10 protein-coding genes are annotated in these 18355 nt (G+C 60.5%); 4 read left to right on the forward strand and 6 right to left on the reverse strand.

The features are described from left to right. Positions 1 to 183 precede the first annotated feature (183 nt). The 3 genes from ACIPIZ_RS03075 to ACIPIZ_RS03085 all read right to left on the reverse strand — a co-directional run bounded on the left by ACIPIZ_RS03075 (position 184) and on the right by ACIPIZ_RS03085 (position 6442). A complete protein-coding gene (locus ACIPIZ_RS03075; protein ID WP_401163905.1) occupies positions 184 to 4563 on the reverse strand; it encodes a response regulator in 4380 nt (1459 codons plus the stop codon). A gap of 43 nt (positions 4564 to 4606) precedes the next feature. Then, entirely contained in the window at positions 4607 to 5764 is a 1158-nt protein-coding gene (locus ACIPIZ_RS03080) for an HD-GYP domain-containing protein (RefSeq protein ID WP_401163907.1), read from the reverse strand. A 264-nt stretch (positions 5765 to 6028) separates the two neighbouring features. Continuing rightward, on the reverse strand, positions 6029 to 6442 hold the full coding sequence (locus ACIPIZ_RS03085; protein WP_236431212.1) for a PaaI family thioesterase: 414 nt from the start codon (positions 6440 to 6442) through the stop codon (positions 6029 to 6031). Between the two features lie 200 nt (positions 6443 to 6642). Here ACIPIZ_RS03085 and ACIPIZ_RS03090 point away from each other — a divergent pair, with 200 nt between their 5' ends. Then, a complete protein-coding gene (locus tag ACIPIZ_RS03090; protein ID WP_401163909.1) occupies positions 6643 to 7206 on the forward strand; it encodes an adenylate kinase in 564 nt (187 codons plus the stop codon). A gap of 12 nt (positions 7207 to 7218) precedes the next feature. Here ACIPIZ_RS03090 and gabP read toward each other — a convergent pair whose 3' ends face one another. The 3 genes from gabP to ACIPIZ_RS03105 all read right to left on the reverse strand — a co-directional run bounded on the left by gabP (position 7219) and on the right by ACIPIZ_RS03105 (position 15133). After that, positions 7219 to 8619 carry a GABA permease gene (gene gabP, locus ACIPIZ_RS03095; RefSeq protein ID WP_401163911.1) on the reverse strand — a complete coding sequence of 467 codons (1401 nt, stop codon included), beginning with the start codon at positions 8617 to 8619 and terminating at the stop codon, positions 7219 to 7221. Positions 8620 to 8936: 317 nt separating this feature from the next. After that, positions 8937 to 14432, reverse strand: coding sequence for an AAA family ATPase (locus ACIPIZ_RS03100; RefSeq protein WP_401163913.1), 5496 nt, complete (start codon positions 14430 to 14432; stop codon positions 8937 to 8939). A gap of 29 nt (positions 14433 to 14461) precedes the next feature. After that, entirely contained in the window at positions 14462 to 15133 is a 672-nt protein-coding gene (locus tag ACIPIZ_RS03105; RefSeq protein WP_401163915.1) for a response regulator transcription factor, read from the reverse strand. A 200-nt stretch (positions 15134 to 15333) separates the two neighbouring features. On the opposite strand from ACIPIZ_RS03105, the gene ACIPIZ_RS03110 reads away from it, so the two are divergent. From ACIPIZ_RS03110 to ACIPIZ_RS03120, 3 genes are all read left to right on the forward strand, one after another. After that, positions 15334 to 16350 carry a GlxA family transcriptional regulator gene (locus ACIPIZ_RS03110; protein WP_064390338.1) on the forward strand — a complete coding sequence of 339 codons (1017 nt, stop codon included), beginning with the start codon at positions 15334 to 15336 and terminating at the stop codon, positions 16348 to 16350. Between the two features lie 130 nt (positions 16351 to 16480). Then, entirely contained in the window at positions 16481 to 16852 is a 372-nt protein-coding gene (locus ACIPIZ_RS03115) for a response regulator transcription factor (protein WP_064390712.1), read from the forward strand. 294 nt (positions 16853 to 17146) lie between these two features. Further along, positions 17147 to 18349 carry an NAD(P)/FAD-dependent oxidoreductase gene (locus ACIPIZ_RS03120; RefSeq protein ID WP_401163917.1) on the forward strand — a complete coding sequence of 401 codons (1203 nt, stop codon included), beginning with the start codon at positions 17147 to 17149 and terminating at the stop codon, positions 18347 to 18349. Positions 18350 to 18355: the final 6 nt, after the last annotated feature.

Below are 18355 nucleotides of genomic sequence, written 5' to 3' on the forward strand. Positions count from 1 at the left end.
CTTTGCCCGTCGACTCCCAACATGAAAGCGGATTTGTTCGCTGCATCGTGCACTGCTCAAGTCGTCTGAGCAGACAGCTTAGCTGATCGGCATGTACCCGGGATCCTTGGGGTTCCAGGTATTGGCCTGGACTGGGTCGAGTCGATAATCGCAGTTAATGGTTAGCGGCTACCTGCTACCCGCTCATTTATCCTGAATGAGCTGCAAGGCGCGATCAAAGTCGAACAGTTCCACCTGCGCCGCGGCGAGTGCCAGCCGTTCTGCCATCGCTCGATCGAGTGGCATATTGCGCAGTGCCACCAGCACGTCCGAAGCCGCCGTATCACCTTCGTCCAAAAGAACAATAAGCCTGTTCAGTTGCTCGCTGATTGCCGAGTCGTCCAGCGGGTAGCCATCCATGGAGGCCGGTGTGTTTGTTTTAAGGTTGGCCAGAGCCGCCAGGGTCGGGAGCAAGCAATGTTCGACCTGCATCGCTAGCGCTTGCACTACCATAGCCGGCTCGCCGTTCTGGCAGGCCTGTTCTAACAACGTGCAAGCCTGCGCCACAGCCTTGGCGCCGATGTTGCCGGCGGTGCCGCGCAAACTGTGCGCCAGCCGTCCCGCGGCACCAGGATCCGGATCGATTCGTGCGGCCTGGAATTGCCCGGCAAAGTCTGTCTGAGTATCGCGAAACTTGCAGAGCAGACGTAAGTAGAGATCCCGCCGCCCCATGCAGGTGGCGAGACCCGCCGCCAGATCAATGCCCTCAAGACGATCTGGCAAGCCATCGGCGAAGACTGCGTTCAGTGGTGCTTGAGCGGCTCGTGGCTTGATCCACTTTGCCATTGTGGCGAACATCGTTTCGACATTCAGTGGCTTGGAGATATGGTCGTTCATGCCGCATTCGAGCGCACGCTCGCGGTCACCGTCCATAGCGTTGGCGGTCATGGCGATCACCGGCAGAGTGCTGAAGCGCGGTTGCTGGCGAATTTGCCGGGTGGCGGTGTAGCCATCCATCACTGGCATCTGGCAGTCCATCAGCACGCCATCGAAGTCGTCATCCTCGCCGAGGATATCCAAGGCCTCTTGGCCGTGCGTGGCGAGTCGCAAGCGTATTCCGACACTTTCCAGCAGCTCGCTGGCCAATTCCTGATTCAGTTCGTTATCTTCGACCAGAAGCAGCCGCGCTCCCTTGAGACTGGCGACGGTATCGGCATTCTGTAGGGAGCGTTCGCCAGCCCGAGTATCGCTGTTCGTGTCTCTGCCCAGCACGACACCGATGGCTTCGAGTAACGAGGACGGCGTAACGGGTTTGGTCAGTATCACCGGCAACTGGAGGCCCTGGCGTTCGGCTTCTTCGCGGGCTTCTTCGCGGCCAAAAGCGGTCACCATGATGACCGATGGTGTGCGCATCAGACTGGCGGAATGCATTCTGCTCACGGCCTCCATGCCATCCATGCCGGGCATCCGCCAGTCCATCAAGACCAGATCGTAAGGCAATACCTTGTGCTCGGCGTCGGCCAACATGCGCAGCGCCAGACTACCGCTCTGCGCGACATCCACTTCCAGGCCAAAGCTGCGTGCCATGCCCGAGAGAATTTCACGGGCACTGGTGTTGTCATCCACGACCAGTACCCGCATACCAAGCAGTTCGCCGGCCTTGAACATACGGCGCGGCTGCACGTTTTGCTGCACGCCGAGTTGCACCTGGAAATGGAATGTAGAGCCGATCCCCGGTTCACTTTCGACCCAGATTCGGCCGGCCATCAGCTCCACCAGTTTCTTCGAGATAGACAGCCCCAACCCGGTGCCACCGTATTTGCGGGTGATCGAACTGTCCGCCTGGCTGAATGACTGAAACAGGCGTGAACACTGCTCGACGGTCATGCCAATGCCTGTGTCGCGGACCCAGAAATGCAGTTGCACACTGTCCGTGTGCGCCCCCACTTCTTCCACTCCGACCACGATCTCACCGTGCTCGGTGAATTTGGCTGCGTTGTTGCCCAGGTTGATCAGCACTTGCCCCAACCGCAGAGGATCGCCCAGCAGTGCCGTGGGCAAGTCGGGCGGGATCTGGAACAACAACTCCAGGCCCTTGTCCTCGGTCTTCAGGCCAATCATCGAGGTGAAGCTGTCGAATACGTCCTCCAGGCGGAAAGGCACGTGTTCGAGGCTCATCCTGCCGGCCTCGATCTTGGAGAAGTCGAGGATGTCGTTGATGATTCCCAGCAGGTTCTCCGCTGATCGGTGCACCTTTTCAATGTAGTTGCGCTGGCGTTTATCCAGTTCTGTACGCAGCGCCAAGTGGCTCATGCCGATAATGGCGTTCATCGGTGTTCGGATCTCATGGCTCATGTTGGCGAGGAACTCGCTCTTGGCCAGCGTGGCCTCTTCCGCTGCAGCCCTAGCCTCTGCCAGTGCGGTGACGTCGATGTTGATGCCGGTTGCGCGCAATGGCTTGCCGTCAGGTGTGCGTGAGAAGCGATTCAGCGAGCGGAACGTGCGCACCTGCCCGTCGTTTTTACGCACGATCCGGAAGTCGAACTCGACGCGATCATCGCCACTCTGAACGGCGCTCTCGAAGGTGCTGCTGACTCGCGCCACATCCTCGGGATGCACCAGCGCCTTCCAGTGCGCCAACGAACCACCGAAGCCGCCAGGCTCAAGTCCGAACAGTGTTTCAAGCTGGGGAGTCCAATAGTTGGTGCCGCTGACCAGATCGACGTCGAATAGCCCGATGTCACCGGCCTCTTGTGCCAGGTTCAGGCGATCGCTGGCAGTTCGCAGCCTGGCTTCCATCGCCCGGCGCTCACTGACGTCGCGCACCGAGGCACACACACAGACGCCACGCCCCTCGAGGCGGGGCAAATGGGAAAGGCCGATTTCCACGGAGAACAGGCTGCCGTCTTTGCGTACTCCGCTCAAATCGTCCAGATCGCCGCCCATCTGCCGGGTTCCGCCACTGGCAATGAAGCCGTCGCGTAACCTGACATGCCGCTCGCGGGCAGCCTGCGGTACCAGACGCTCGATGCTGGCGCCAATCAGCTCGCCGGGGGCGTAACCAAACAAGGTGTCCATTTGCGGGTTGGTCATCAGGATGCGGCCGTCGGCTCCCAGCACCAGCATGCCGTCCGGTGCTGCCTCGATGATGCCGCGGTACCAGGCCTCGGTGGCGCGCAGTTCTGCCTGCTGGGCCTCCAGCTCTCTGGCCTGGTGTTCCAGCAGCAAGGTTTGCGCGCCCATTTCGTCAGCCTGGCGCCGTGTTTCCTGCAGCAGCGCCTGGGCTGCCTCGCTGCGTTCCATAATGGCCATCGCACCGGCCAGCCTGGGCAGGACTTCTTGCAAGAGCAACGCCTCTTTCTCCTCCAGCGAGTGAAAGCCAGCCATTTCCACAACCCCGAGCAGGCGCTCGCCACGCAGCACCGGCTGCACCATCAGATGGCTGGCGGCGGCTGCGCCCAACTGCGCGCGCACATGCCAGAACGATTCGGGCAGATCCTCAAGCTGACGGGGTTGGCGATCCAGTGCGCACTGGCCAAGCAACCCCTCACCGAGTTCAAGCTCGGCGGGCAACGGGTGCTCACTGTCCACCGCATAACCGCCGACTAATTGCAGGCGCGACGCGCCCTCATAAAGCACGTAAAGCGCCCCTTGGCACATGCCCAAACGGGGCGCGATGCGGCTGAAAAAAGCCTGGGCCAACTGCTGTGGCGTCTCAGCCTGTTGCAGATCCACTTGCAGGAGCGAGGCATGGCCTTTCACCCAACGCTGGCGTTCAAGTTGACAAGCCTCCACTTGCAGCGTGGCAATGGCCCGCGCCAGGTCGCCGGTTTCGTTGCGCAGGTCGGTGTGGGGGATCTGGCCGTCCAGCTTGCCCGACGCCAATTCATCAACCGCCACGCGGACACGGTTGAGCGGCACACGAATGGAATAGCTGACCAGCCAGGTCAACAGCAAAGCCAGCGTTGAACCGCCCAACAGCAAGACATAGGTGATCATGCTGCTGCGCTGGGCGTACTCAGCGAGGTTCTTCGCCGTATCGTGGATGTCGGCTTCCTTGTTTTTCTCGATCTGGTTGAGCAACCCGTCGCCGCCCTGTTCCAACGCAAGAAAATCCTTACTGTTGAGCAACATCAAGGCCTGACCCAAGGACCCCTTGCCGGCGAACTCCAACGCTTCATCGCCATCTTTTTGCAGACGCTGTAATACCCGTTCGAATTCCAGCAGGCTGCTGATGCTGCTCTGTCTGCGCAGTGTTGGACGCACCTGCGCCAACGCTTCGAGGAGGCGCTCTTGGGCGCGGTCCATCTGCGCCCTGGCGCTGATGCGGATGTCGGCGTTATTGGTCGCGATCGCCCGTTGCATGGCCAGCAACAGATGCGGTAGTTGCACCCGAACTTCCTGCACATGCTGGATACCGGCAAGATCCTGTTGGTACAGCTGCTGCATTTCATGCCTGAGCGAATACTGGGTGCGCAGGCTTTGCACGCCGAGTATCAGGATCAATGTCATCAACGCCGCGAAGCCGATGATCAATTTGCTGCGCAGGGACAGGCGCTCGAGCATCTCGAACAGTCTGTTCATAAACGGCCTCTTTCAGCTGGATGTGCAGAGTGATGCGCGGGGCTCAGGGACGATCAGCAATTTGCTCAAGCAGGGCTAACTGCCTGGCCATGTCCTGGTCGCTGTCGGCAAATTGCTCGGCAATTGCGCGAAACTGTTCGGCATTGGCGAGAAACGCGTCACAGATGTCCGGATCAAAATGCGAGCCCCGGCCTTCGCGGATGATTTTCACCGCCTGCTCGTGGGGCATGCCGGGCTTGTACACGCGGCGACTGATCAGCGCATCGTAGACATCCGCCACGGCCATCAATCGGGCGCTGATCGGGATGTCATCGGTGGCCACACCCTGTGGATAGCCACTGCCATCCCATTTTTCCTGGTGGCCGTAGGCAATTTCCTTGGCCAGATGAAGGAAGTCGACGTTTATTCCCAACTGATCCTCGGCGTGCTGGATGGCGTCGCGTCCCAATGTGGTGTGGGTTTTCATGATCTCGAACTCTTCGGCGGTCAGCCGTCCCGGTTTCAGCAGGATGCGATCAGGAATGCCAATCTTGCCGATATCGTGCAGCGGTGCCGATTTGAAGAGCAGTTTGATGGTGTCCTCGTCGAGGAAGTCCCGGAAGCGCGGGTGATTGCGCAACAGTTCAGCCAGGCGTTTGATGTAGTGCTGGGTGCGGCGAATGTGGTTGCCGGTTTCGTTATCACGGGTTTCAGCCAGCGAGGCCATGGCGTGGATCGTGACATCCTGGATGGCGATCACCTCGCGGGTGCGCCGTTGCACTTCCTGCTCCAGAAAATCGTTCTGATTGCGCAGGAAATCGGCAACGGCCTTGAGCTTGATCTGAATCTCGACCCGGGCCATCAGAACCGGGGGAATGATCGGCTTGGTGATGTAATCCGCAGCACCGAGGCTCAAGCCGCGAATCTCGTCCTGCGTAGCGGTCATGGCGGTCAGGAAAATGATCGGTATGTGACGAATGCGAGCGTCAAGCTTGAGCTGCTCGGCAACGTCATAACCGGACAGGCCCGGCATCATGATGTCCAGCAGGATCAGGTCGGGAAGCGGGTCTGCCTGTAGCAGGCGCAGGGCCTTTTCGCCGCTGTTGGCGGCCTTGACCCGATATTTGTCCTTGAGCAACTCTGCGATCAGCATCAGGTTATCGGGTGTATCGTCGACCACCAGAACGGTCGCTGATGGGTAAACGTCCTGCATGCTATCCATGTATGTTGGCTCCCGAGTCCGCAATTCAAGAGCTGGCGTACTTACGCCAGTCTCTTGCTGGCAAGCGTAGCTAGAAACGCCGCAATCGCTAGGTGAAGATCGGCAGTTTGGTTCGAAGAGGCACTCAATCGAATGTCTGCTATTGGCCGAAAGCAGTGGTTGGCAAGCCACTACCGACTACATGCCGTCATTCCACTGGACCACACTCATTCGATCAGCATCATGCTGTGGTCTGTGGACCAACGCCTTGATGGCCCTGCCTTTTCAACCCATCGGCACCGCAAACACCGCACTGGCCCGCGCCACCGTTCGCTCCCCGACATGCAAGCTGACGGCGGCGAACGCCAGTTGGCGTCCTTTTTTCGAGTATTCCAGACGCACTTGCAGCCACTCGTTCATTTTTACCGCGCCGAGATAATCCAGGGTCATGCTCGCGGTGATCAATGGCTGTGGCGGGTCGCAGGAAAAGGCCATGGCGTAACCCATACCGACATCGGCCAACGTCGCCAACACGCCGCCATGCAAGGTGCCCCGGCCATTGGCATGGCGTGAGTCGGTCAGCAATCCCAGTTCCAGTTGTAGGCCGCTGCCCTTCGCGTAGATCGGACCAAGCAGATCAAGCAGCGGACTGCTGCGGGTAAACGGGGCGAAACCTTCGGGAATTGCGCTGGCGTCCATGATTCCTCCTTGTGCCGGTGACTCACCGGCTTCATTGACCTGAACAGGAGGGTTTATGGCCAATCGCCTGATGGAGCAAGAACTATACGGATGCGGAATCGGCAGTGATAAACCGTGAGTCCTGAATAGCGGCACTGACACGCAAGGAGATCTTGATATATTGCTGCCCCCGAAACCGGCCAAGACTCAAGGAGGAAGAATTGCGGATCTACATTACAGGCGCTTCGTGTGCGGGCGTGACGACTTTGGGTCAGCACCTCGCCCTTCTACTGGGCATACGCCAGGTCGATGTCGACGATTTCTTCTGGATGCCTACCAATCCTCCGTTCACAACCAAGCGTTCGGTCAGTGAGCGTGTTTCATTGATGCAGCAAGAACTCGGTGACGACGATTGGGTGCTGACGGGTTCTTGTATTGATTGGGGGGATGCGTTGATTGCCCATGCCGATCTGATTGTGTTCGTTGTCACACCAACGTCCGTTCGCCTCGAACGGCTGGCGGCACGGGAAAAGCAACGCTTTGGAGAGCGGATTGCACCGGGTGGCGACATGCATGAGATACATGTCGCCTTTCGAGAATGGGCCTCGCAGTACGACAATCCGGACTTTTCAGGACGCAATCGCGCCTGGCACGAGGCGTGGTTATCAGCGCAAACGGCCTCGGTGTTGCGATTGGACGGGACGATCAGTCCTGAAAAAATGGCAGCCAATGTCGTTCAGGCTTTGACGCAAATCCGGGCGCCAGCGAAAGGTTCAGCGCAATGAGCTGCCGATTTTTTACCCCACCGACGTGACCGTCGCCGCCGGCGCAGGGTGACGCGACGTCACCAGGCCGATAAAGGAAATCGCCAGTGCCAGTCCGATGGTGGTGGTGACTTCGGTGCGATGCTCCGGGGTGATCATCATCACCGCCAGCGCGGCGCAGATGAACACGATCACCAGCCAGGTCAGCCACGGAAACAGCCACATGCGAAAGGTCAGCTCGACATTGCGCTGACGCAAAATCCGCCGCATGCGCAACTGCGATACCGCGATCGCCAGATACACCAGCAAGGCAATCGCGCCGGAGCTGGCCAGCAGGAATTGAAACAGCCCGGCGGGCATGAAGTAGCTCCACACGGTGATCAACGCGCCGAGCACGGTACTGGCAATCACTGCTGCTCGAGGCACGCCTGCCGAGGAAGTCGCCTTGAGCATTTTCGGCGCATCGCCTCGCCGGCCCAGCGAGTACAGCATGCGCGAGGCAATGTAGATCGAGGAGTTCATGCAACTGGCCACTGCAATCAGTACGACGATGTCGACCATGAACTTGGCGTGGGGAATGTTCATGATTTCCAGCGCGCGCTGATAAGAGCCGACCGAGGCCAGCAACGGATCATTCCACGGCACCACGGAGATCACCACGAAGATCGACAGCAGGTAAAACACGCCGATGCGCCAGATCACTGAGCGCGTGGCCTTGGCAATGTTTCGCGAGGGGTCGTTGGATTCGGCAGCGGCAATGGTCACCGCTTCGGTACCGATGAAACTGAACATGATGGTGATGAACGCGCCGACAACCGCCGACAGACCGTTGGGCGAAAATCCGCCGTGGTCGGCCATCAACCCGCTCAAGCCGCTGACTTGCCTGTCGGGAATCCAGCCCATCAACACCGCAAAACCGAGACCGATAAAACCGATGATCGCCACAACCTTGGCCATGGCGAACCAGAATTCGAACTCCCCATACTTGGACACGCTGAACAGGTTGGTCACCACCAGTGCAATGATCGAGCCCAAGGCGAACAACCAGGCATCCACCTGTGGAAACCATTGATTCAGCACATGCCCGGCCGCCAGCGCTTCGATGGGAATCACCAACACCCAGAACCACCAGTAGAGCCAACCGATGGTAAAACCGGCCCAGCGCCCGATCGCCTGATCGGCATAGGTCGAGAATGAGCCGGTATCCGGATTGGCCACCGCCATCTCACCGAGCATGCGCATGACCAGCACCACCAGCAAACCGGAGAACAGATAAGCCAGCAGAACCGCCGGCCCCGCTGCGGCAATGGCATGCCCTGAACCTACGAACAAACCGGCGCCGATGATCCCGGCGATGGACAGCATGGTGACGTGACGAGGCTTGAAGCCCTGCGCCAATTGGCTACTCGAATCCATGGAGTTAGGGCTGATCATTGGTTTTTTTATTCTCTGCTGATCGACATTCAAGCTAATTGATGCGGGCAAACGATCATCATCGTTGCCTGCAGGACTTCCCGAAAGAAGCCCCCTTCAACCGCCGCAGTTCTTATCAACCCCATGATCTTTATGAGGTTATCTTGACTTAAAGACACCTCACCTTACCCGGCCTGCCCGATGAGTCAGTAGCCTGATTGCGCCATGATCGTGTCTGATATCGACATTCGAGAACTATGTGTTCACGATAAACACCGACTGGTCACCTCGCGCACATTGCAACCTATGTTCGCTGCAGTGCCTCATAACTCGGCAACTCAATCGCATCCGCCTTCGGCGAAAGGACTTTGCTTATACCCCGGCAACGCCAACACAACCCGCGCCCCACAAGGCGCATTCGCCTCCGCCCACAAGCGTCCGCCATGCGCCTCAATGATCGTGCGGCAGATCGACAGGCCCATCCCCAGTCCGGTGGGTTTGGTGGTGTAGAACGCGGTGAAGACTTCTTCCGCGCGCTCGCAGGCAAATCCCGGCCCGGAGTCGCTGACGGTAATCCGCACGTTTCCACCGGCAACATCGCTGGTGATGGACAGCCGACGCACGCCCTCCGCCATCACCGCCATGGCTTCGAGGCCGTTGACGATCAGATTGAGCAGAACCTGTTGCAACTCAACCCGGTCGGCCAATACCGCCGGCAAGTCGCTGGCCAGTTGCACGGACACCATCGCCCCATATCGAGTCGCCTCACTGCGCGTAAACCCGACCATCTCCTCCACCACCGCATTGAGATCCAGCGCTTGCCGTTGCGGTGGTGTCTTGCGGATCAGCGCGCGGATGCGACCGAGCACGTCGGCCGCGCGGTTACCATCGTTGATGATGCGCTTGAGCCCCAGTTCGACTTCACCGGTGTTCGGTGGTTGTGCGCCGAGCCAGCGCAACGCGGCGTTGGCATTGGTCACGGTGGCGGCGATCGGCTGGTTGACTTCGTGAGCGATTGACGCCGCCAGCTGGCCCATGGTCGCCACGCGGTTGGCGTGGGCCAGTTCCGCTTGTACCTGGCGGTAACGGCGCTCGCCTTCGCGTACTTGTTCTTCCGCTTGTTTGCGTTCGCTGAGATCAAGGACAAACGCCACGCCCTGTTGCTGACTGGCTTCGAATGCGGCCAGACCGACGATCACCGGCAGGCGGCTGCCGTCTTTGCGGATGTATTCCTTTTCGAACGGCTGGGCACGCCCGGTGCGGATCGCCGTCGCGAGCGCCGCTTCGCTTTCGGCGCGCCGAGCCGGTGGGGTCATGTCGCGCCAATGCACTTTCCCCGAAAGCAGATCATCTCGTTGATAGCCGACCATGCGCAGGAAAGCGTCGTTGGCCTCGATGATTTCTCCTTCGACACTCCAGACAATGATGCCGATGATGTTGGCGTCGACCAGCCGGCGAATCTTTGCTTCACGCTCGGCGACGTCGCGATACAGCCGCGCGTTGTCCAGCGAGATTGCCGCTTGTGAAGCGACCAGCCGCAAAACGGCAATGCGCACCGGGCTGAACACGCCGGCCGACAGATTGTTTTCCAGGTACAGCGCCCCAGCGACCCGACCTTGATTCATCAATGGCAGGCACAGAATCGAGCGGGCGCCGTGCTGGTGCATGTAGGGATCGGCGGCGAATGCCGGATCGGCGACGGCATCGTCCAGACATAGGTTTTCGCCGGTGCGCAGGGTCTGGTAGAGCACCGATTCGGCCAGCGCCGCGGCATTGACGGGCTCATTGCACAGTAATGTGGCGCTGTCGCCAATGCGCGTTCGCGCGGCGATATACGGCGTCTCGCCTTCGGTGAGAATCAGCACACCCTGCTCGGCGCCGGCCTGTTCGATGGCGGTGCGCATGACCGTTTCAATCAACCGGTCGAGAACAATTTCGCCAGACACGGCCTGGGACACCTTGAGCACTGTGGCCAGATCCAGATGCTCAACGGCGGTGATGATGGTCGCAGTCGCGCTCGGCTGCGCGTCTTCCTGGCGCAGAAAACGGTGCCGCCGCTCCAGTTGCCGCACCTTGCCATCGGCGCCCCAACGCAAGTAACCGTAGCGTGCGTCTTGCAAGTAGACGCGGGCGATTTTCGCCAGACCGCGAGCGCCGTAGAAACGCGCCGCCAGTTCGTTGGCCAAAGCCTCGATGTGGACAAAACCGCTATCCACCGCCAATTGAATCGCCCGCTCGTACAGCAACTCTGCTTCGATCATTTGCCCCGCAACCCGCGCGATTTCGGCGCCGACCAGCGCCACATGGCTGGCAAAGGTTTCGGCACACTGCTGTGCCCAGATTTGCAGTTGATCGTGGTGCTCTGCCAAGCGTTGCAGTGGATCGGTATCGGCGTCGCTATGAACAGCCAACGTCAGTGCTGCGTAGAAGTGGTATTCGGCCTCCTCGAAAAACGAAGAAATTACCCACATCAATTCCCGGGCCTGAGCCGCGCAATCAGCCGCTGCCGCGTAATCCCCGGCCAGATAGCGCGCCTGCAACTTGCGCACCCAATATTTGCCACGGGCCAACGCCAGATCAGGCGCAGCGAGTTTCGCCTCGAAGCGCGTTTCATCAAATTGTTCATCGTTGAAACTGCCAAATTCCACAGTCTGCCCGCGCAGCATGCGGATCAATGCTCGTTGGCAACTCATGAAGTTCACCACCAGCCCGAAGCGGATTTTCTGCGCGTAGGCCAGCCCCGCTTCGGCCTGAACCTGCACCTCCGCCAGCGGTTCGCCAATAAACAGCAGGTCAGAAATCAGGCTGTTGCCGGCATACGCCGCGTAGGGCAAATCGCCGATGCGGTTGGCGGCGCTGAGTGCACGGCGCAGCAATTCGCGGCACTCGCGCACCGGGCGCATCCAGCGCACCACGAAGATCGAGAAGCACAGATAAGTGCTCGCCTCGTAGCGTGTCAGGCCACGTCGGTCGACCAGATCACACCCCAAACGGCCAAAGTGGTAGCCAGCGGCATAGTCGCCGAAGCGCCGCCCGGCGACGCGGGCGACGTTGGCATAAAGCACGCAAGAGGCATCGCAATTGCCATGTTGCAGGCTCAGGCTGACCGCTTTGCAAATGGTCAGGCAGGCAAGGTTGGCGTCCGACTGCAACGCCGGTGCGAACAGCTTGCTCAACGCATCCAGCGTCACCAGTGAGGCCGGATCTTCCATCAACGGCAAGTCGATCAGTTGTTCGATGCTGCGCTCACCCAGTTGCACCCAGATCTGCTGGTATTCCCGGCGTACTTGCTGATCGTCCGGATGTGCCGTCCAGTCGATGCCAACCTGACGCAGATAGGCCAGGCAGACGGCAACCGCGCGGTCGCTGCGATCGAGCAAAAGGTAGACATCCATGTGCAGACAGGTCACCGCCGCGCGCTCCACTGTGGTTGCCGCGCGCTCGGCCAGAACCTGCAGTCGGGCGTCGGCCAGCGCCAATTGTCCGGTAAGAAATTCGCACTCGGCGCGGTTCAGCTCCAGGGCAAACGCCAACTCATGGCGGCTGTCATAGCCTTGTTCGCCAAGCACCGTCGCGCCCGCGCCCAAATAGGTCAACGCAGAGGTGTAAGCGGTCGAAGCCTTGGCGCGCTGACCGGCGAGCAGGTTGAATTCGGCCAACTGCTCACGTTCGGCACGGGCGCTGATCAGGCTGGCGCCGCGATTGAGCTGGCCGACAATTTCAAAGATTGCCTCTTCGCGGCCTTCGTCCGACGTTTGCAGCGCCAACAGCCGGCCAATGCGCAAATGCGTCTGCGCACGTTCGGCTTCGGCGATCAGCGAGTAAGCCGCCTCGTGCACACGGTCGTGAGCAAACGCACAGGCACCGTCCAGACGTTCAACCAGATCCTGGCGCACCGCCGGCCACAGCGCCGCGTGCACGCGAGCCGGGGACAGATCGAGCACAGTGGCCAGCGTGTCGATCCGCGCGACGTTCCCCAGACACGCCAGCTGTTGCAGGGCCTGCCGGGTTTCCAGTGGCAAACGCGCAAGCTTGCCGACCATCAGATCGACAACGTTGTCGGTGTAGCCTTTGCCGTTGATCAGCTCCAGATCCCAGCGCCAACGGTTGAATTGATGGTCGTAAATCAGCAGTTCCTCCTCGGCGAGGGCCTGGAGAAACTGGATGACGAAAAACGGATTACCGCCGGTCTTGTCCAGCACCAGCCGCGCCAGGGTGACGATGCTCGCGGGTGGGCAGCGCAAGGATTCGGCGATCAGTTGTTCGATGTGCACACCGGCAAGCGGGGTCAGGCGAATCTCGTCGATGTGCGCGCCGGCACTACGAATGGCTTTGAGTTTGCTGCTGAGCGGATGGTCGGCATCGACCTCGTTATTGCGGTAGGCGCCGACCAACAGCAGGTGGCCAACCTCGGCACGGGTCAGCAGTTCTTCGAGCAGATCCAGCGTCGCCGCATCCAGCCATTGCAGGTCATCGAGGAACAGCGCCAACGGGTGTTCCGGTCGGGCAAACACGCTGATAAAGCGCTGCAACACTCGCATGAAACGTTGCTGCGCCTGTTGCGGTTCAAGCTCCGGCACCGGTGGTGGCTCGCCGATAATCAGCTTGAGTTCGGGGATCAATTCGGTCATCAACCGCGCATTCGGTGACAGCGCCTGTAAAAGCGCCGCACGCCATTCAACGAGCACTTCGCGGCGCTTGCCCAGCAGCGTGCGCACCAGTCCTTGAAAGGCCTGAACCAGCGTCGCATAGGGAATATCGCGCTTGTACTGGTCGAACTTGCCGGAGGCGAACAGCCCCCGCGACGGCACCAGCACTTTATGCAACTCGCTGACCACCGAGGACTTGCCGATGCCTGAGTAACCGGACACCAGCACCAGTTTTGGCGATTGGCTCTGCACTACGTGTGCGAACGCATCGATCAGCGTTTGCACTTCGCGCTCGCGCCCGTAGAGTTTCTCCGGGATCAACAGGCGATCGATCGCGCCCTGCTCGTTCAGCGTGAAAGTCTCGATGTGCCGGGCACGCTGCCAATCGTTCAGGCAACGGCGCAGGTCATGCTCGACCCCGGCAGCGGTTTGATAGCGTTCCTCAGCGGTCTTGGCGAGCAACTTCATGACCACCCGCGAGAGCATCGCCGGCACGGTGGCCACCCGTTCGCACGCTGGCATCGGTAAGCGCGCGATGTGGCAATGCACCCATTCCATCGGATCATTGGCGCTGAACGGCAGCGAGCCGGTGAGCATTTGATAAAGGGATACGCCAAAGGCATACAGATCACTGCGCGAATCGATCGAGCGATTCATCCGCCCGGTTTGTTCCGGTGCCATGTAGGCCAGGGTGCCAGCGATGGTTTCCGGCGGCTCCGGCGCTTGCCGTTCACGGGGCAGACGTGAGGCGAGGCCGAAGCCGGTCAGGCGTGCCTGGCCGTCGCTGCAATTGACCAGCATGTGTTGCGGCTTGAGATCTTTGTGCACCAGACCGCACTGGTGCAGGCGGCCCAGCGCCACGGCGATGTTGATCGCCAGCAGCAGGGCGGTCTCGGTGTCCAGCGGAGCGGTCAGCAAGCGCGACAGCGGCTCGCCGCCGGGATCGTCGAATAACAGGCGTGTCGTTGCGCCTGCGCGTTCAAGGGCTTGCGGTTGCAGCGCCCATTCAGCATTGAGATCGTCCTTGAGGCTGTATTCATGCGCCAGGCGATCAAGGGTCGCGGGCAGCGGTTGAGCGTGGGCCGGGCGCATCACCAGAACACTGCGACGACCCTCTCTCTGGTCGAGTTCGCGAGCAAACACCCGCTCGCCGTCGTCCCACAACATCTGCTTTTTGCTGGCCATCTGTGTCGACACCGTCATAGGGTTGCTGTTCAACCGTTGCGGCGCGCCGGCTCGATGCCCAGGGCTTCGGCGATACGCACCAGATCCGCCACTGAGCGGGCTGACAGCTTTTTCATCACCTGGCTGCGATGGACTTTCACCGTCACTTCGCTGAGGTTGAGCTGCGCCGCGATCTGCTTGTTCATCAGCCCGCCGATGACGAAGCTGAGCACCTCGCGCTCACGCACGGTCAGCGTCTCGTAGGCCAGGCGTATAACCGCACCAGACTGCTCGGCAACCAACCGCGCACTGTCGCGGGCCAACGCGCTGGCGACGGCGTCGAGCATGTCCTGATCGCGAAACGGCTTGGCGAGAAAGTCCACCGCACCGGCCTTCATCGCTTTGACGGTCATGGCGATGTCGCCGTGACCGGTCATGAATACGATAGGAATACGCACGCCGGTCTTTTCCATCTGCTCCTGAAAAGTCAGGCCGCTTTCACCCCGCAGGCGCACATCGAGCACCAGACAACCGGGGACATCGCGTTTGGCCGATGCGAGAAAATCCTGGGAGGTTTCGAAGGTCTGCACCTGCAGGCCGATCGAACGCAGCAAACCGTCGAGAGCCTGACGCATGGAGGCGTCGTCGTCGACCACATAAACCACCGGTTCCCTCAGCACGGGCGGGCTTGCGCTGGGGCTGGAATGCGACCACAGAGTCATCGTGAGTCCTCGGCGAGATCGCAACGCGTGCGATGTGCAGGTGAATAAATCTAGTCCATGATGGCAAACGCAGCCAGATGCCAGCCAAACGGTCGCGCAGCAGGCTAGCAGTCGGCGCGCGTTGCCGACAGGCCAGAAAACCCTGAATATCGGCCATGCCGTAACCGCCCCGCTTCAGCCGATTGAACAGGCAGATTTCGATGTCCAGTGTTTCCCCGCAGCCCGGCACTTCTACCGCGCAATCACGCGACGTGGTTTTCATCGCCTACCCGCGAATGAGCCTGCTCGACCTCAGCGGTGCACAAACGGTGTTCTGGGCCGCGAGCAAAGCAATGGCCGAACGCGGTCAAGCGGGTTATCAGCTGCACACCGCCAGCCTTGGAGGCGGCTTGGTGCACACCGTCGAAGGTTTGGCCGTCGACACCCGCGCGCTACGCGATCTGAACATGGCCGCACTGGATACCCTCGTCGTCCCCGGTGCCCCGGACATCTGCCAGTCCCTCAACGAGCATGGCCAACTGACCGACTGGCTGCGTCGCGAGGCGCCGAGCGCGCAACGCGTGGTCTCGGTGTGCAGCGGCGCGTTCCTGCTGGCCAAGGCTGGCCTGCTCGACGGCTGTCGCGCCGCAACGCATTGGGCCATGTGCGAGACGTTGCGCGAACGCTTCCCGACGATCGAAGTGGATGCCGATGCGATTTTCATCCAGCAAGGGGCGGTGTGGACATCGGCGGGTGTCACGGCCGGTATCGATCTGGCGCTGGCGCTGGTCGAGGCGGATGCCGGCCGCGAAGTGGCTTTGCAGGTCGCCCGCGAACTGGTGGTGTACCTCAAGCGGCCCGGTGGTCAGGCGCAATACAGCACGTTGCTGCAAGCGCAGGTGCAGGACAGCCCATTGTTCGAGCCGCTGCACCTTTGGCTGATGGACAACCTCGGCGATCCCAAACTGAGTGTGGAGCGTCTCGCCGAGCAGGCCAGAATGAGCCTGCGCAATTTTACCCGGGTCTACAAACAGAACACCGGCCGCACGCCATCCAAAGCCATCGAACTGTTCCGCCTCGAAGCGGCCAAGCGTCTGTTGGAAAACTCGGCGCACAACATCGGCAAGGTCGCGCGCCTCTGCGGTTTCGGTGATGAAGAGCGTCTGCGCGCCTGCTTCCAGCGTCACCTGTCGATTTCTCCGCGTGATTACCGTAGTCGCTTCACTCGTGAAGGCTGATCGCCGGAAGCGCTGACTATCAAAGGGTCTCGACGCGCTATACCTAGGTATAGTTTTGCCCCAGCGCGGACGGCGTATGGTGCAAGAACGACAGGAGTCGTCACGCATGCCCATCCGGTCAGGGAGCCCTATGCACAACACGGTTGTCATTGCAGTGGTTGACGACAACGAGGCCATTCGCAGTGCGCTGGAAAGCTTGTTGCGCGCCAGCGGTTATCGGGTACGGACCTTTCCCGACGCCCGCACCTTCCTTGAATCAACAGGGCCCGAGCAGGCGCACTGCCTGATTTCCGATATCCAGATGCCCGGCATGAGCGGCCTGCAACTCAATGAGGCGTTGCACGCGCAAGGCTGGCGCATTCCGGTGATTTTCGTCACTGCTCATCCCGATGACGTGAACACCCGAGTCCCCGGGGTGGTGGCTTGCCTGCCCAAGCCCTTCCAGGCCGATGACTTGCTCAGCCATATCAAACAAGCCCTGAATAGAACCCCTCCCGTGTAGGAGCTGCCGAAGGCTGCGATCTTTTGATGTTGCCTTTTAAAAACAAGATCAACAAATCGCAGCCTTCGGCAGCTCCTACCGTTCGATACCTTCGTATACCCCCCTTCAACGCATGCGTAATCGACGCACACCGATGGACAACTGCGCCCGCAGCCCCCACGCCATAACATCGTTTTCGACAGCGGGCGATTAAGCGCCATGCAGTACGGCAAGCAGTTTGCGGTGGCCAGTAACGTCACGCCAGAGTCGAAAACGACTCGGGTTTATCCATCCATCAGCGTCAGGGAGCACATTATGAAACAGCAATTATTGGTGATCGGTGCAGGGTTCGGCGGGCTGTGGAGCACATTGAGCGCCGCGCGTTTGCTGGATATGCATGACCGTCACGACGTGGAGATCACACTTCTCGCCCCGCAAGCCGAACTGCGCATCCGCCCGCGTTTCTACGAACCCGATGTGCACAACATGTACGCGCCGCTGGATGCACTGTTCGCTGCGGTCGGTGTGCGTTTCGTCCAAGGCACCGCCGAGAGCATCGACGGCCAGGCACGTCGCGTTGGTTATCGCGATGAAAGCGGTCGCCCGGGTGAGCTTTCTTACGATCGACTGGTGCTGGCCAGCGGCAGCCAACTGGCCCGTCCGCCAGTGCCGGGTCTGAAAGAACATGCGTTCGACGTCGACCAGATCGAATCGTCGGCGCGCCTGGAACGTCACCTGATTTCGTTGGCCAGTCAACCGGTCAGCAAGGCCCGCAATACCGTCGTCATCGCCGGGGGTGGCTTCACCGGGATCGAAACCGCGACCGAAATGCCGAGCCGTCTGCGCGCCATTCTCGGTGACGATCAAGACGTTCGGGTGATCATCGTCGACCGCAGCAAAGACATCGCCGCGACCATGGGCGACGGTATCCGCCCGTCCATCATCGAGGCCTCCAAAGAACTGGGTATCGAGTGGATCGTCGACGCCACGGTCGCTGCTGTGGATGCCAACGGCGTCACCCTCGCCGACGGTCGCCACATCGAGAGCAACACGGTGATCTGGACCGTGGGTTTCCGCGCCAGTCCGTTGACTGAACAGCTCAACGCCGAGCGCGATGGTCATGGTCGGTTGCACGTCGATGGCAACCTCAAAGTGCAAGGCCTTGAGCACGTGTTCGCCGCCGGTGACGTCGCCCGTGCCGCCACCGATGACGTCGGCAACTTCTCGGTGATGTCCTGCCAGCACGCCATCAGCCTCGGCCGTCATGCCGGCAACAACGCCATCGCCGATCTGCTCGGAGTCGCGCCGACCACATACCGTCAACCGAAGTACGTCACCTGCCTCGACCTGGGTGCCTGGGGCGCGGTGTACACCGAGGGCTGGGATCGCCAGCTGAAACTGGTGAAAGACGAAGCCAAGGAACTGAAGACGCAAATCAACAGCGTGTGGATCTACCCGCCGGTCGCCGAGCGTAGCGCCGCTCTGGCCGCTGCCGACCCGGCGATTCCGGTGGCCTGATCTGCC

The organism is Pseudomonas sp. NPDC087690 (assembly GCF_044743175.1).
Lineage (GTDB): Bacteria > Pseudomonadota > Gammaproteobacteria > Pseudomonadales > Pseudomonadaceae > Aquipseudomonas.

Bases quoted from the DNA above. Each gene is read 5' to 3' on its own strand.
- ACIPIZ_RS03075 (WP_401163905.1), bottom strand. From the start codon at position 4,563: ATGAACAGACTGTTCGAGATGCTCGAGCGCCTGTCCCTGCGCAGCAAA.
- ACIPIZ_RS03080 (WP_401163907.1), bottom strand. From the start codon at position 5,764: ATGGATAGCATGCAGGACGTTTACCCATCAGCGACCGTTCTGGTGGTC.
- ACIPIZ_RS03085 (WP_236431212.1), bottom strand. From the start codon at position 6,442: ATGGACGCCAGCGCAATTCCCGAAGGTTTCGCCCCGTTTACCCGCAGC.
- gabP (WP_401163911.1), bottom strand. From the start codon at position 8,619: ATGATCAGCCCTAACTCCATGGATTCGAGTAGCCAATTGGCGCAGGGC.
- ACIPIZ_RS03100 (WP_401163913.1), bottom strand. From the start codon at position 14,432: ATGGCCAGCAAAAAGCAGATGTTGTGGGACGACGGCGAGCGGGTGTTT.
- ACIPIZ_RS03105 (WP_401163915.1), bottom strand. From the start codon at position 15,133: ATGACTCTGTGGTCGCATTCCAGCCCCAGCGCAAGCCCGCCCGTGCTG.
- ACIPIZ_RS03110 (WP_064390338.1), top strand. From the start codon at position 15,334: ATGTCCAGTGTTTCCCCGCAGCCCGGCACTTCTACCGCGCAATCACGC.
- ACIPIZ_RS03115 (WP_064390712.1), top strand. From the start codon at position 16,481: ATGCACAACACGGTTGTCATTGCAGTGGTTGACGACAACGAGGCCATT.
- ACIPIZ_RS03120 (WP_401163917.1), top strand. From the start codon at position 17,147: ATGAAACAGCAATTATTGGTGATCGGTGCAGGGTTCGGCGGGCTGTGG.